Below are 14,142 nucleotides of genomic sequence, written 5' to 3' on the forward strand. Positions count from 1 at the left end.
GAGTGGAGGCCTCGGAGCCGGCGAGGCCTCCACTCGGGGTGCGGTCATCGACCGGTTGACGCCACTGTGAGCACACCGAGGAGTGCGATGGCACCCATCGCGGACACAGCGGCGCTCATGAGCAGGCCGCGGTTCGCAGCGGTGGCCTGTAGGTACACGAGCCCCGAATCGTCGTCGAGGGCGAGGTCCCGCCGGTCCGGCATGGTCTGGCGAATGGCGACGAGGACGGCGAGCGCGGCGCCGACGCCCACAACCGATGCGGCCACCGTGATCCACACGGAATCGAGATGTGCGGCGAGACGGATCCCGACGGCGGCGAGGATGACGATCGAACACGCTGTGCGCTGCCACGCCAGACTCGTGCGTTCGAGTTGCAGCCCACCGTCGGCGATTCGGTTCGGGGGCACGGCCGCCGCGGTCAATCCAGAACCGCCCAGAGTACGAGGCAACCGGTGACGGCGAGGAGTACCGAGAGCGGCACGGCCACGTGCGGTGCCGGAAGTGGGTTGTCGCGCCGCAGCTGACGCTCGGTGCGTGCCCAGCTCCACAGCGCCTGGAGTGGCAACCAGATGGATGTGCCGACGAGAAGCAAGGATGCCACGATGCCCGCGACGGACCCGCCACCGATGTCGAAGGCCTGCAACGCCACGCCGGATGCCATGAGCGCCAGTGACGTTCGAATCCAGGCCAGGTACGTCCGCTCGTTCGCCAGGCTGAATCGAGCATCCGGTTCCCCGCCCGCGGCATAGACCCACCGAGGTCGGCGGGGTGCTGATCGGTTCTGCGGCAACGTCGCTCCCTCGTCAAACCCTCGTCGTTCGTCAACTCGACCGAATTGAACTTACTTCAAGAACCCGGACAGGAGTCAACTCATGACCTCCAGCCAATCCGCTGCCGTGATGGACGCGGCACGCGATCTACAGATCTGGGGCTACCCCTTGATCTTTGCGCAGCGACTGCGTCTCCGATTCACCTGTCCGCTCGACCCGCGCACCCCGCGCCCGCCGACCTCGGCAGGAGCGCCGCTCAACGAACTCGGGCATCAACGACGCCTGTCCGACCACACCTTGACGGCCGGCGTGGCGCCCAACGTCGACACACTCTATTCGCTGGCATTTCTCGACCTCGACTCCGGGGATTTCGAGCTGCGGATGCCGGACTTCGGCAGTCGTTACTACAGCGTGCAGATCGGGGAGGCGGACTCGTCGACGGCCGCCGTCGTGGGGTGTCGGACGCATGGAGCGACGTTGCCGCCACTCCTACTGACCCGAGGGGCCGGACGTTCCGAGGTCGACGACCGTGTGGAGTGCCGGTCGCGGTATGTCATGGTGGCGATCCGCATCCTCGTCGACCCCGGTATGTCCGGGGACCTGCTTGCGGCGCAACGGCTTCAGGACCTGATCGAACTGACCGGGCCGCCGTCGCCCGCGACTCCGTCCGCCCCGGGGACCGTTGCCCTCGTCAACCGGGGTCGCGACGACGAAGTCCGCACTCCAGAAGGGTTTCTCGAATCGCTCGACACTGCGATGGCCGGCCTGTCGACGGCGGACATACCTTCCTGGGTCGTCGAGGCACGACTCCGACTGCGTAAGTGGTTGGCCGACGACGAATCGGGCGGTGGGAGCAACATGGTCGCGCAGGGCCTGGCCACAGGACTGGACCGGATCGCGCAGCACGTTTCGGTGCTCGGCCGCACCGTGAACGGCTGGGCGATCAACGACGGAGGGACCGACTTCGGCGGCGACCACCTTCTCCGAGCGGCAGTGGCGTACTCGCAGATCTACATCAACCCGGCCGCCGAGGCGGTGTACCCGGTATGCGAGACGGACCACCTCGGGCGTTCCCTGACCGGTGCGCACAACTACTCGATCACGTTCGCGTCGGACGATCTCCCTCCTGCGGACCACTTCTGGTCGCTCACGATGTATCACCGGCGAGGGTTGCTGTGCGAGAACGTCATCGGACGCCATGCGATCACCGATCGGACGCCCGGTCTCGAGGTGAACGACGACGGGACGCTCGCTCTCCTCCTCCAGCATGCGAGACCGTCGTCCGGGGCGAACTGGCTTCCGTGTCCGCCCGACGAGTTCCGGGTGATGCTTCGGCTGTACGGGCCGCGGGACCCGTCCTGGTCGCCGCCTGCGATCGTGCGCGTCGGGTAGTCCTCGACGCAGCGTCGCTGCGCATCGGTATCCGGTCCCGGCCAGGGTGATCGCCTGTGATCCAGGTGCGGGAGTCGTTTCCGCCTACAGCTCCCGCATCCGACGGCACACGTCGTCATAGACGTCCACCAGCGCGCGGGCCGTCCCCGCTGCGCCTGCGCCCTCGTTGATCTCGACCCATTCCTCAAACGCGCATTGGACCTCGAGATTGGCGATCTCCAGGATCATCCGGATCTGGCCCCGGGTGCGCGCCGAACTCCGGTCGCCGAGAGCCTCCGGACGGCGGCGCGACTTGTCGGCATAGCGTCCGAGTGCGGCTCTACTCAGCGTGGGTGTTGCGAGCACGAGTTTCTGCACGCGCATGAAGTGGGCGGACACGTCGTCGCTGCGATCGCCGAATCCGTCCAGCAGCGCCCGGTAGACACGCTCGATGTCGGCGAGTGCCAGGGTGTCGGGGTCGATGTCCGCCAGATGGTCATCGAGCGCCTGATCGAAACCGAAGCGGTCGAACAGCACGCACTCTTCTTTGGTCGGGAAGTAGCGGAAGAAGGTCCGTGGGGACACCCCGGCCGCCGCGGCGATCTCGTCGACGGTCGTCTCGTCGAATCCGTTGCGCTCGAACAGATCCACCGCGGCCTCGTGGATCTCCATGCGCGTCGCATCCCGCCGGCGGGCCCGAAGGCCACCGGTCTCGGAGGAATCTGGCATGCGTCGAGACTAGCGCGCCGATCTGCGCCAGTGGCATCTACTGCCACTGTGGCAGTCTCTGCCATTATCCGGTAGCTTCGTTCTGTGATCGACCGGACGACCGACGCGATGGAAGAACGCCTGTGACCGAGAACGCCGCCCTGCAGGGCACCGACAACCGCTCCGCCACCGGCACGGATCGCAGCCCCGTGCTGCTGATCGGCGTGCTGCTCGTCGCGGCCTTCGTGGTGATTCTCAACGAGACGATTCTCAGCGTCGCGTTGCCCACGCTGATGACCGATCTCGACATCACCGCCGCCACCGCGCAGTGGCTCACCAGCGGCTTCTTGCTCACCATGGCGATCGTCATCCCGATCACCGGGTACCTGATGCAGCGGTTCACCCTCCGCTCCATCTACATCGCGGCGATGAGCCTGTTCACCATCGGTACCCTCGTCGCCGCGCTGGCGCCGGGCTTCGAACTGCTGATCATCGCGCGCGTGGTGCAGGCATCCGGCACCGCGCTGATGGTTCCACTTCTCATGACGACGATCCTCAACGTCGTACCGGAGCAGAACCGCGGCCGGACAATGGGACTGGTCTCCATCGTCATCGCCGTGGCGCCGGCCGTCGGGCCCACGGTGTCCGGTCTGATCCTGCAGTCCCTCAGCTGGCGAGCCATGTTCTGGATCGTGCTGCCCATCGCGATCGGCGCGCTGATCCTCGGCGGGGTGTTCGTCCGCAATGTCACCGAGCGGCGCCCCGCGCAGCTCGACATCATCTCGGTCCCGCTGTCGGCGTTGGGCTTCGGTGGAATCGTGTACGGGTTGAGCAGCATCGGGGAATCGGCGGGTGGACACGCGCCGATCCCGCCCTGGGTCCCGCTGGTCGTCGGCGCCGTCGCGCTGGCGCTGTTCGTCGTGCGACAGCTCAAACTCGCCGACCGCGGCCTGGCGCTGCTCGATCTGCGGACCTTCGCGATCGCACCGTTCCGGCTGGCCGTGGTGCTGATGGCGGGCTTCATGCTGACGCTCTTCGGCGCCCTCATCCTGCTGCCGCTCTATCTGCAGAACGTGATGGGCAAGGATGTCCTGACCACCGGCCTCGTGCTGTTGCCCGGCGGTCTCGTGATGGGTCTGCTGGCGCCGTTCGTGGGAGCACTGTTCGACAAGGTCGGCGCACGACCGCTGGTTCTTCCCGGCACGGTCGCCGTCAGCGCGGGTACGTGGTTGCTCACCACGCTCGACGCCGGGTCGTCGTTGGGCATGGTGATCGCGGCCCACGTGATCCTCAGCGCCGGAATCGCTTTCGGGTTGACCCCGCTGATGACCTCGGCCCTGGGCTCGCTGAGCCCCGAACTGTACTCACACGGGAGCGCGACGGTCAGCACGATCCAGCAGGTCGCCGGAGCGGCGGGTACCGCGTTGTTCATCACGCTGATGTCCCGGGGTACGCAGTCGGCCATCGACGACGGGGTGAATCCGCTACAGGCGGGGGCCGACGGCATCCACCTCGCGTTCGTCGTCGCGGCCTGCCTGTCGCTCGTGCTCATCGCGGCGGCCGCGCTCGTCCGTGGCCGGACCGGAGCGCCGAAGGTCGGCGCAACCGATCCCGCCTAGCGACGGGCTCCCGACGCCCGATCGGTTGGCGTCCGGCCGGTTCGGATGCGGTACTCCAGGAGGCCGGACCAGAATTCGTCGGGTATCTCCTCACCGGCGCGCAGCACCTGGGCGAGACCTGCGGCCATGAACACGCCGAGCAGGCCGAGCCACAGTCCGGACGCCGAGATCGTCACCCACGCGATCACGACGGCGATCGGCCACGGATCGAGAATCAGCAGGACCGGCGCGAAGAAGAAGCCGGCTCCGATGAACCAGGACGACAGGGCCCGGTCGCACCGCAACACTGCCGTCAGCCAGCGTGGGCTGGAGCTCGTGGGCGCGACATGTGCAGGGGGCCGCGTGCTCGCGATGGTCGGGTGGGTGGTCATCGGACACCTCCTGGAATCGTCGTGATCCCAGAGTCGGCGTCGGAGGTCGGAAAGGCCACTACCTCCCGGGTAGTGGCCGGGACTCACACCGCGGTGAGGGCGTCCGCGGAATCCTCCCGTGTGGCGGGAAACCCGATCGACCGCAGCCGGTTCAGCGCATGGGTACGGGCCGTGTGCTGGTGGCCCGGCGGCGGCACGTAGACGCCCGCCCAGATGCCGGTGAGGTGCGTGGGGTCGTCGAGGGCGAGACGGGCACAACTGGAACGGATGGGGCAGCGGACGCATCCGTCGAGCGCGTGACGGTTCGCCTGGCTACGGGGTCCGGCGTTCTGTTCCGGAAACCACGCGTCCGGGTTCGAGGAACAGGTGGGCCGCGGGTCGCGCACGCCGGCGAGACCGTCCTCTCGCCGGACCTGCCGTCCGTCTGCGGCCGCCATCACGGCCACCGTCGCCCTCTGACGCCGCTGGTTCACCGAACACCTCCCATCAAACTGAGAACGAATGTTGTCAGACTTCGAGGCGGGACGCAATGTACAACGGGGTATCCGCTCACTCAGCGCGTAGCACTCCATTACAGAGCCGTCACACTTCCGAAACACGACGCTTGTTTCATAACAGGGGACAAAGTCCACTGAGGGGAGTCGCCGCACGCGGCCGACGTAGATCCGCACCGCGGACGATCCGAAGGACATCGTCGACGTACCGCCGCCCGCGAGTACGCATCGGAAAACTGTGAAGGAGCATCGTGACCATCGAGAGTGCCAAGGCGTTGGAGTTCCGCGTGACCAGCGGCGGACACGAAGACCTGCCGAAGATGCCGGAAGCCGAGTACCCCGGAACCGAGGGCTTCATCGGCGACGTCTACGAGAATCCGGACGGAAGTCCCATGTGCAGCGGCTATTTCGAGCTGCGCCACACCGACGAGCCGCTGTACTACGAATACGAGTACGACGAGATGAAGGTCGTTCTCGAAGGTGAGTTCCTCCTCGAGAACAAGGAGACCGGCCAGAAGACGGTCGCCAAGGCCAAGGACGCGATCTTCTTCCCGAAGGGTTCGAAGATCTACTTCAGCACCCCCGACTATGCGCTCGCCTTCTACACCGGGCTGCGCGACGCCACCCTCCTCTGAGCCGCGGCCATGTCGCAGATCGCCTACTCCAGCGTGCCCGTGTGGGCACGTCCCGGTGATCCGATCGAGGCCACGACGCCTACACCGACCGGCAACTCCTACGTGCTGGTCGGTGTCGGGGACGTCGCCGAGACACTTGCGCGTTGGGAGTCCGCACTGCCACCGCAAGCCACGACCCGGATCCACGGTGACACCGACACCGCCGCCGCCCAACTGGGCAGTGCGCTGACCGAAGCCGTTGTCGGCGTACGGGTCTGGATCGCAGCCGATGCGGGATCGGCGTTGACCCTGCGCGCGGTGGCGCTCGGTGCCGGCCTCGAGGACGACGAGATCACCGTCGTTCCCGCGGCGTCCGCAGCGGAGGTCACCGTCGAGGTCTTCTGTGCGCACTGCCGCTCGGTCACGCGTACGGCGGCGGCGATCGACGATGTCGTCGCCTGCGCCGGATGTCGTCGCGATCTCCTCGTGTACCACCACGTCTCGCGCCGGACCGGTCACTACCTGGGATTCATGATCGACGCGGAGACCGCCCAATCGCCCTGTCCAGCAAACGAACCACACGAGGAACCCGTCTCATGATCAGCGGAGTGGCCGAGATGAGCCCGTCCGAGCCCGTCCTGCGTCGTGCATCTGCCGCGACGACACTGGAACTCGTCGTGACCGCTGTCGACGCGCCCTCTCGGGACATCCGGACGATCACCTTTGCCGACCCCGATGGGAACGCACTGCCCGGATACGTCCCGGGCAGCCACCTGGTCGTGCACGCGGGCGCTTCCACCAACGCCTACAGCCTCACCGGTGATGGCGCGCACCCGTCGCAGTACTCGATCTCGGTTCTGCGGCTCCCCGGGGGCAAGGGCGGATCACGGTGGCTCCACGACGAACTCGAGGTCGGCGCAACGGTGACGGTGGGACTGCCGCGCAGCGCGTTCGCGCCGATCGCCCGGGCGCGCAAGCACCTGTTGATAGCCGGTGGGATCGGCATCACCCCGATGGTGTCGCACCTTCGGGCGGCGGTCAGGTGGCGTCGCGATGTGCAGCTGCTCTACGTCTTTCGCGACTCGTCGGCCGCGCATCTCGACGACGTCACCCGTCTGGCCGGTCGTCGCGCCGAATTGTTCACCGAGCGTGCGTCGTTCACTGATCGTCTCGGGCAGGCACTGCGAGCCCAACCCGTCGGGACCCACCTGTACGTGTGCGGACCGTCGTCGATGATCGACGCGGTCGTCGGTGCCGCCGTCGACGCGGGCTGGCCGGAATCGCGCGTCCACTTCGAGCGGTTCGGTGTCGACGCCCTCGATCCCGGCGACCCGTTCCGCGTGGAGCTGACCGCTTCGGGACGCACGGTAGACGTGCCGGCGGGGACCAGCATGTTGGAGGCACTCGAGGACGAGGGCATCGCAGTGCCGAATCTCTGCCGGCAGGGGGTGTGCGGAGAATGCCGCATCCCGCTCGCCGGCGGTACCCCGGTCCATCGCGACCTGTATCTCAGCACCGAGGAGAAAGACGCGGGGGACGCCATCATGCCGTGCGTCTCGCGCGCCACTGCCGCAAGCACTTTGGAGGTTCCACTGTGACGACCACATTCGAACCGGCGGCCGGAACAGGTGTGCCGTCCGCGGATGATCTCCTCGCGGGCTTTCCGTTCCCGTTCCCCGAAGACCGTTACCGATACAGCACGAACGTCGAGCCGGCCCGGACGCCGGTGACCACCGCGGCCGGCCGGTGGGGCGCAGCGGTGGTCGACATCGACTCGGAGTACCGCGCCGAACTCGACCGGCGCGCGATGATCCTGGCCGCCGATCCCACCCGCCACGCGGTGCTGCCGCACATGGTGCCGGCCGCCTGGGACGCGATGTTGACGCTGATGCGGGAACTCGACGTCACCCACCCCGATCAGATGCAGCTCCGGACAACAGGAACCGACACCTGGTTGTGGCGGAACGAGATCCTGGGCATCGAGCAGCACTTCCGCTACGGCGATCCCGCGTCTCTGCCCGAGGAACCATTGCGGTACATCACCTCTCAGGTGCAGGAGGACATCGCGCTCCTCGATCAGCGCAACGACCAGCTGTATGTCGACGCCGGGGTGGTGACCTTCGCCGCCGACTGGAGCTTCGGGTTCGACGTCGGGATGAGCTTCCTCGAGATCCACGGACCGGTGCCACGCATCCGGAAGGAAGGCGTGATCACCCGCGCGCACGAGTTCCTCAAGCGCTTGCAACCCCATCAGCCGTACCGGCGGACCAACTGGACCCTGACCATCGACCGCCGCCTCGACGTCTCGACCGAGATCTACCACGAGTGGGGACCCGACCGGGAGGCCATTCAGCGGGTGCCCGACGACGAGTTCGGCAGGCGGGTGCATCTGCGCGTGGAGGTGCAACACCTCATCCGCCTGTCGGACTCGGGTGCGGTGATGTTCCTGATCCGGACCTACATGCTGCCGCTCGACCAACTCGCGACGGTCGAACCCTGGCGGCGCCGCGCCGCCGACGTCCTGTCCGAGCTGCCGGCCGACATGGCCGACTACAAAGGCATCATCAAGTTCCGGGATCGAGCGGCGCAGTGGTTGCGGGCGGCCGCACCCGTGCCGGCCGCGACGCCTGGACCGGGGATGCCGGTCTGGCCCACGAGGCCGCCGGCCGTCGACACCACCGGATCAGCGTTTCTCGTCGTGGCGATCGGAGACGACGCCGACGTCGCGCACGTGTCCCGGGGCTGGGTGGGTGAGGCCGAGGCGATCGGCGCGACGCGTCTGCTGGTCCTGGACGCACTCGTCAACGCAGCGGACCGGTCGGCGCTGCGGTCGGCTCTCGACGAGTGCCGCACCGGCACCCGCATCCTGGTGACCGGGGGACAGTACGACGTGATGACCGCACTCGCGATGGCCCGGGCCGCCGGCGCGGTGGCGGCCGAACTGTCGTCGTATGTCACGCACACGCGCGATCTGCCACTGTACTGTGCACACTGCCGCGACACCTTTCGGGTCGTCGCCGCTGCCGGCGGTACCGTCGGGTGCCCCGGTTGCGCACGGGATCTCGAAGTGCACGAGCATCATTCGCCGGTATTGGGTAGCTTTCTGGGCTCCGCGTCGGGCGGCGAGGCATGACCGCGGCCACTGTCGGGGTGGCGTATCCGGCTCACCTCCACCCCGCATACGTCACCGGTCCGAGACCGATGCGCGTCGTCTCGGTGCGACGACTCACCGATGAGGTGACCCACTTCCGGTTCGGGCCCCTCGATGCCGATGCGCCGGCTCTGACCGCGTATCAGCCGGGCAGCCATCTGATCATCTCCGCGGGTGGACAACGTAACGCCTACTCGCTCGTCGACGACGGGATGTACCCGACCAGCTACGGCATCTCGGTGCTGCGACGAGGCGCGGGCGGTGGCTCGGACTGGTTGCACGACAACCTCGTCGAGGATTCCGTCGTCGAGATCGAGGGTCCGCGTTCGATGTTCGCGCCGGTGCTCGATCAGCGCGGCGCCCTGCTGGTGGCCGGTGGCATCGGCGTGACGCCGGTGCTGTCCCATGCCCGAGCTCTGGCCCGGGACGGGCGTCGCGCCGACATCGTCTACTCGTATCGCCCGGGGTGCGATGCGCATGCCGACGACCTGCGCGCGCTCGCGGAGCAACCCACCGTGACGCTGCACGAGGTGTCCGGTGCCGCCGCGACCGCCGCGCTGCTCGCCGAGCGGCTTCGTGCCCAGCCGCTCGGCACACATGCCTACGCCTGCGGCCCGGCGTCGATGCTGACGGCGTATACGGAACTCGCCGAGGCGGCCGGCTGGCCGAGCGCACGTGTTCATCTCGAGCGCTTCAGTGCGCCCGAGCAGGATCCCGGTGACCCGTTCACCGTCACCCTGGCGTCCACCGGGGTCCGGATCGACGTACCGCCCGGGGTGTCGCTGCTGCAGCGGCTTCTCGACCACGGTGTGCCGGTGTCCAACCTGTGCCGTCAGGGGGTGTGCGGCGAATGCCGGATCCCGGTGCGACGCGGGCGTATCGAGCACCGTGACTTCGTATTGACCGACGACGAGAAGGCCACCGGCGACGCAATGCTGTGCTGCGTGTCGCGTGGCGAGGAGATCGAGGTGGACCTGTGAGCATCGACTCGTTCCCGACCCGGCGCCGGGAGCGAAGCGAGCGAGCCGAATGTGACCGGCGGGTCGACCATCTGGCGAACCTGCCCTGGCCGTTCCCGGACGAACTGGAGGAGTTCTCCTACAGCGTCAACGTGGAGCCGGCACGCATCCCGCGCCCCACCCGCGCCGGGGAATGGGGGCGGCACCTCGTCGACCTCGGCGGTGTCGAGTACCCGGCGATCATGGCCGAGCGACGCCGAATCCTCGACGCCGATCCGACGCGTGTCCGGGTGCGTCCGGGCATGGAACTCGCGTGCTGGGACCTTCTCCTGTACTACCTCCGGGATCTCGGCCACGCCTATCCCGCGGACATGCGGCTCACCGAGTACGGTGACGGCCGATTCCATTGGCGCAACGACCTTCTCGGGACAGACCAGGGATTCGTCCTCGGCGACCCGGCCACCCTGCCGTGGGGCCCGATGGGGTTCCTCGCCCGCGAGGTCCCCGACGACCTGCTGCTCGTCACCGAGCGCGACGGACACCTGTACTTCGACGCCGGCGTCGTCACCTTCGCCGCGGCGTGGTCGGTCTCGTTCGACGTCGGCATGGACATGTACGAGATCCACGCACCCGTTCCCCGGATGCTCCGCGAAGGCATCGTCGCCCGCGCCGAGCAGTTCCTGCGCAGGCTACCCGCCGATCAGGTGTACCGCCGGGTGAACTGGACGCTGTCGGCGTCGGATTCCCACAAGCTCGACGTCAGCCTCGAGGAACTCCCGGAGTGGGCGACCGACGTCCCGGGCATGGTCGCCGACGGCGATTTCGGCCGCGCACGTCTGCGAATCGAGTTGGAACACTTCGTCCGGTTGCCGATGTCGGGTGCGGTGACGTTCAATATTCGGACATTCATGGCCTCGCTCGAGGACGTGAAGCGCATTCCCGAGTGGGCCGGTCAACTGGCGACCGTCATCGAGACGCTCGGCGAGGACATCGCCGCCTACAAGGGATTTCTCGACTACCGCGACAGCGTCGTCGCATATCTGCGCGGTCAATGACGCCCGTGAGCTCAGGTCCCGAACACCCGACTTCTCGTAGAGTCCCTGAACCGAAAGATCGCTCATGGAACCCATACTCGCCGCCAATGCCGACCTGGCATGGATGCTGGCGGCCTTCGTCTTCGTCCTGCTGATGTTCCCCGGCCTGGCCTTCTTCTACGGCGGCATGGTCGGATCGAAGAACGTCCTCAACATCATGACGATGGTCATGTCGACCCTGGCGATCACGGCGGTCCTCTACGTCGTGATCGGGCACGGACTGGTGTCCGGCCCGTCGGTGGGCGGGTGGGGATTCATCGGCAATCCGACCGACTACATAGGCCTGACCAACTGGCTCACCGACGACGCCTCCGGCGCCACCCAGAACCTGTACTTCGCCGCGTGGTTCATCCTGTTCGCCGCGATCACCATTGCCATCGTGGCAAGTGGTGCGGCCGGACGGATGAAGTTCTCGGCGTGGCTCGTCTTCGCGCCGATCTGGCTGCTGGTGGTGTACTTCCCGGTGGCGCACTGGGTCTTCGCGGCCGACGTCGACGACAACCACAGCGGCGGCTTCCTGCTCAACGACCTCGAGATCGTCGACTACGCAGGCGGAACCGCGGTCCACATGAACGCCGGTGTCGCGGCACTCGCGCTGGCAGTCGTGCTGGGCGCGCGCAAGCGCCGGATGGAACGTCCGCACAACGTGCCGATGACCATCATGGGCGGCGGCATCCTGTTCTTCGGGTGGTTCGGGTTCAACGGTAGTTGCGCGCTCGGTGCCAATTTCCTCGCGCAGGCCGTCATCCTGAACACGCTGCTGGCCGGCTCGGCGGGAATGATCGGCTTCGCGATCATCGAGAGGTGGCGCGAGGGACACGTCACCTCCCTCGGGATGATCACCGGTACCGTCGCCGGCCTCGTCGGCATCACCCCGGCGGCCAGCAGCATGGCCCCGCTCGGTGCCCTGCTCGTCGGCATCTTCGCCGCTGCGGTCGTGGCGTTCCTGCTCAGCTTCAAGAGCAAGATCAAGATCGACGAGACGCTCGACGCTTTCGCGGTGCACGGCATCGGCGGCATCGTCGGAACCATCTGCATCGTGCTCTTCGCCACCGAGGCGGCACCCGCCGGTGTCCAGGGCATCCTGTTCGGCGGACCCGTCGACATCGTCTGGCGTGAACTCGCCGGAATCGTCATCACGTGTTCCTACTCGTTCGGAATGACCTGGCTCATCGCCAAGGGGCTCGACAAGCTGATCGGTATGCGCGTCGACGAGGAGACCGAGATGGTCGGCCTCGACACCGCGTTGCACGCCGAGACCGCCTACGAGATCCCCAGCGCCTCAGTCGGACACGCAGGTGGGCTCGCGACCATGTCGCCCGCTCGCGCTGCGGAGAAGGTGGAGGAGGCCATGCCGACGAGCGCTCCGACATCGGCGCCGCCGGCCGGGGTCTGATCGACGCCGGTCGTCGTTCTCGACCCGACCACTCGGGGGCCCACCGTTCGACGGTGGGCCCCCGAGGCGTCTGCGTTGTGCGACGCCGAAATCGTGCGGGCAAACCGACACCCACCGCTCACTGAGTCGAAACAGGGCCGAAACATCCAACAGGTCTACTACTAGTAGACAAAGGTTCACGTGAGTGGACAGACGCAACCGAAGCCCCTAGAGTCGACCCCCGGAGCACATGATGACAACCACCGAGACGACGACCGGCGACCTCGCCGATCTCTGCGCCACGCACGGCACGAAGTTCATCCTCGCGATGTTCGTCGACCTCCGCGGCAAACCCTGCGCCAAACTGGTGCCGGTGGAGGCGGTCGACGAACTGGCCTCCGACGGTGTGGGTTTCGCCGGTTACGCCGTCGGCGCGATCGGGCAGGAACCGAAGGACCCCGATCTCATCGCGATCCCGGACGTCCGCTCGTTCCTCCCCATCCCGTTCATCAAAGAGGGGCTCGCGGTCGTCCAGTGCGATCCGCATGTCGAGGGCAAGCCGTGGCCCTTCGCGCCGAGAAACATCCTCAAGGCGCTCATCGCGCAGACCGCGGACGCCGGCTTCGAACCGTGGGTCGGGGCGGAGGTCGAGTACTTCCTGCTCAAGCGGGCCGCGGATGGTTCGTTGGTGACCGCCGACGCCGCCGACGACTCCGATCAGCCGTGTTACGACGTGCGCGGCCTCACCCGGATGTACGACCATCTCACGACTGTCTCCACCGCGATGAACCAGCTCGGCTGGAGCAACTACGCCAACGATCACGAGGACGGCAACGGCCAGTTCGAGCAGAACTTCGCCTACTCCGATGCGTTGACGACCGCCGATCGTGTCGTCACCCTCCGCTACCTGCTCTCCGCCCTGGCCGCCGAGAAGGGCATGATCGCCACGTTCATGCCGAAACCGTTCGCCGAGCGCACCGGATCGGGATTGCACTTCCACCTGTCCCTGACGCAGGCGGGTGACGCGGTATTCCCCCAGGTCACCGACGACGAGCGCGGCCTCGGATTGTCGGAGACCGCCTACGGGTTCATCGGCGGAATCCTGGAGCACGCACCCGCACTCCAGGCCGTCATCGCGCCGACGGTCAACTCCTACAAGCGCACCGGTGCGACAGCGACCCGCTCCGGTGCGTCCTGGGCTCCCCGGCGGGCCACCTACGGTGGCAACGATCGCACCCATTACATCCGAGTGCCCGACGACCAGCGGGTCGAGCTCCGGGGAGGCGACGGATCGGCGAATCCCTATCTGGCCGCCGCCGCGCTGCTGGGGGCCGGACTCGACGGCATCAAGCGGAGTCTGGACCCCGGTGCGGTCGGGAACTGTCCCGGTCACATCGCCGAACTCCCGCTCACCCTCCTGCACGCCGTGGAGGCGCTGGAGGCCGACGCAGTGGTCACCGGAACGCTCGACGCCGCACTGCCAGAGGACTGGCCGGCCGATCAGCAGCGGGTCTCGGCGTACTTCGCCGGGTTGAAGCGCGACGAGTTCTTCGACTGGCACGCGGCGGTCACGCCGTGGGAGGTCGACAAGTACCTGACGGCGTTCTGACCGTCCA

At 67.3% G+C, this 14,142-nt stretch carries 15 protein-coding genes; 10 read left to right on the forward strand and 5 right to left on the reverse strand.

Annotation, left to right across the window (positions count from 1 at the left end; all coding sequences use genetic code 11):
- Positions 1–44: 44 nt before the first annotated feature.
- Complete coding sequence (locus tag ABIC25_RS17460; protein WP_239403645.1) at positions 45–407, reverse strand: DUF202 domain-containing protein; 363 nt, start codon at positions 405–407, stop codon at positions 45–47.
- Positions 408–418: 11 nt separating this feature from the next.
- On the reverse strand, positions 419–790 hold the full coding sequence (locus tag ABIC25_RS17465; protein ID WP_354562448.1) for a YidH family protein: 372 nt from the start codon (positions 788–790) through the stop codon (positions 419–421).
- An 82-nt stretch (positions 791–872) separates the two neighbouring features.
- Between ABIC25_RS17465 and ABIC25_RS17470 the strand changes: the two genes are divergently transcribed.
- Positions 873–2,162 (forward strand): DUF1214 domain-containing protein, encoded by a 1,290-nt coding sequence (locus ABIC25_RS17470; protein WP_354562450.1) that lies wholly within the window; start codon positions 873–875, stop codon positions 2,160–2,162.
- A gap of 84 nt (positions 2,163–2,246) precedes the next feature.
- On the opposite strand, the gene ABIC25_RS17475 is transcribed toward ABIC25_RS17470, so the two are convergent.
- The gene (locus ABIC25_RS17475; protein ID WP_275448019.1) at positions 2,247–2,870 is read right to left on the reverse strand and encodes a TetR family transcriptional regulator; all 624 of its coding nucleotides are present in this window, start codon (positions 2,868–2,870) and stop codon (positions 2,247–2,249) included.
- A gap of 122 nt (positions 2,871–2,992) precedes the next feature.
- On the opposite strand from ABIC25_RS17475, the gene ABIC25_RS17480 reads away from it, so the two are divergent.
- The gene (locus ABIC25_RS17480; protein ID WP_354562451.1) at positions 2,993–4,468 is read left to right on the forward strand and encodes an MDR family MFS transporter; all 1,476 of its coding nucleotides are present in this window, start codon (positions 2,993–2,995) and stop codon (positions 4,466–4,468) included.
- On the opposite strand, the gene ABIC25_RS17485 is transcribed toward ABIC25_RS17480, so the two are convergent.
- Both ABIC25_RS17485 and ABIC25_RS17490 read right to left on the reverse strand, forming a co-directional pair.
- Positions 4,465–4,839, reverse strand: a complete 375-nt coding sequence (locus ABIC25_RS17485; protein WP_239403035.1) for a hypothetical protein — start codon at positions 4,837–4,839, stop codon at positions 4,465–4,467. The genes ABIC25_RS17480 and ABIC25_RS17485 overlap by 4 nt on opposite strands.
- Positions 4,840–4,922: 83 nt before the next feature.
- The gene (locus ABIC25_RS17490) at positions 4,923–5,276 is read right to left on the reverse strand and encodes a WhiB family transcriptional regulator (RefSeq protein WP_239403034.1); all 354 of its coding nucleotides are present in this window, start codon (positions 5,274–5,276) and stop codon (positions 4,923–4,925) included.
- 308 nt (positions 5,277–5,584) lie between these two features.
- Here ABIC25_RS17490 and ABIC25_RS17495 point away from each other — a divergent pair, with 308 nt between their 5' ends.
- The 8 genes from ABIC25_RS17495 to glnT all read left to right on the forward strand — a co-directional run bounded on the left by ABIC25_RS17495 (position 5,585) and on the right by glnT (position 14,135).
- On the forward strand, positions 5,585–5,968 hold the full coding sequence (locus ABIC25_RS17495) for a cupin domain-containing protein (protein WP_101820487.1): 384 nt from the start codon (positions 5,585–5,587) through the stop codon (positions 5,966–5,968).
- Positions 5,969–5,977: 9 nt separating this feature from the next.
- On the forward strand, positions 5,978–6,547 hold the full coding sequence (locus ABIC25_RS17500; protein WP_354562452.1) for a dimethylamine monooxygenase subunit DmmA family protein: 570 nt from the start codon (positions 5,978–5,980) through the stop codon (positions 6,545–6,547).
- Positions 6,544–7,545, forward strand: a complete 1,002-nt coding sequence (locus ABIC25_RS17505; RefSeq protein ID WP_354562453.1) for a PDR/VanB family oxidoreductase — start codon at positions 6,544–6,546, stop codon at positions 7,543–7,545. Before ABIC25_RS17500 ends, ABIC25_RS17505 begins: the two co-directional genes overlap by 4 nt.
- Positions 7,542–9,080, forward strand: a complete 1,539-nt coding sequence (locus tag ABIC25_RS17510) for a heme-dependent oxidative N-demethylase subunit alpha family protein (protein ID WP_354562454.1) — start codon at positions 7,542–7,544, stop codon at positions 9,078–9,080. The genes ABIC25_RS17505 and ABIC25_RS17510 overlap by 4 nt, the downstream gene beginning before the upstream one ends.
- Complete coding sequence (locus ABIC25_RS17515; RefSeq protein ID WP_354562456.1) at positions 9,077–10,078, forward strand: PDR/VanB family oxidoreductase; 1,002 nt, start codon at positions 9,077–9,079, stop codon at positions 10,076–10,078. Before ABIC25_RS17510 ends, ABIC25_RS17515 begins: the two co-directional genes overlap by 4 nt.
- 2 nt (positions 10,079–10,080) lie before the next feature.
- A complete protein-coding gene (locus tag ABIC25_RS17520) occupies positions 10,081–11,112 on the forward strand; it encodes a heme-dependent oxidative N-demethylase family protein (RefSeq protein WP_354562566.1) in 1,032 nt (343 codons plus the stop codon).
- 64 nt (positions 11,113–11,176) lie between these two features.
- Positions 11,177–12,547, forward strand: coding sequence for an ammonium transporter (locus tag ABIC25_RS17525; protein WP_101820492.1), 1,371 nt, complete (start codon positions 11,177–11,179; stop codon positions 12,545–12,547).
- 229 nt (positions 12,548–12,776) lie between these two features.
- Positions 12,777–14,135: a type III glutamate--ammonia ligase gene (gene glnT / locus ABIC25_RS17530; protein WP_373194789.1), complete on the forward strand. Its 1,359-nt coding sequence runs from the start codon at positions 12,777–12,779 to the stop codon at positions 14,133–14,135.
- The last annotated feature ends 7 nt before the right edge of the window (positions 14,136–14,142 follow it).

The sequence above is a fragment of the Gordonia sp. PvP123 genome, assembly GCF_040547295.1.
Classification (GTDB): domain Bacteria; phylum Actinomycetota; class Actinomycetes; order Mycobacteriales; family Mycobacteriaceae; genus Gordonia; species Gordonia terrae.

What these genes read in the sequence shown, in the direction of transcription:
- ABIC25_RS17470 (WP_354562450.1), top strand. Translation starts at nt 873, where the DNA reads ATGACCTCCAGCCAATCCGCTGCCGTGATGGACGCGGCACGCGATCTA.
- ABIC25_RS17475 (WP_275448019.1), bottom strand. Translation starts at nt 2,870, where the DNA reads ATGCCAGATTCCTCCGAGACCGGTGGCCTTCGGGCCCGCCGGCGGGAT.
- ABIC25_RS17485 (WP_239403035.1), bottom strand. Translation starts at nt 4,839, where the DNA reads ATGACCACCCACCCGACCATCGCGAGCACGCGGCCCCCTGCACATGTC.
- ABIC25_RS17490 (WP_239403034.1), bottom strand. Translation starts at nt 5,276, where the DNA reads ATGGCGGCCGCAGACGGACGGCAGGTCCGGCGAGAGGACGGTCTCGCC.
- ABIC25_RS17500 (WP_354562452.1), top strand. Translation starts at nt 5,978, where the DNA reads ATGTCGCAGATCGCCTACTCCAGCGTGCCCGTGTGGGCACGTCCCGGT.
- ABIC25_RS17505 (WP_354562453.1), top strand. Translation starts at nt 6,544, where the DNA reads ATGATCAGCGGAGTGGCCGAGATGAGCCCGTCCGAGCCCGTCCTGCGT.
- ABIC25_RS17515 (WP_354562456.1), top strand. Translation starts at nt 9,077, where the DNA reads ATGACCGCGGCCACTGTCGGGGTGGCGTATCCGGCTCACCTCCACCCC.
- ABIC25_RS17525 (WP_101820492.1), top strand. Translation starts at nt 11,177, where the DNA reads ATGGAACCCATACTCGCCGCCAATGCCGACCTGGCATGGATGCTGGCG.
- glnT (WP_373194789.1), top strand. Translation starts at nt 12,777, where the DNA reads ATGATGACAACCACCGAGACGACGACCGGCGACCTCGCCGATCTCTGC.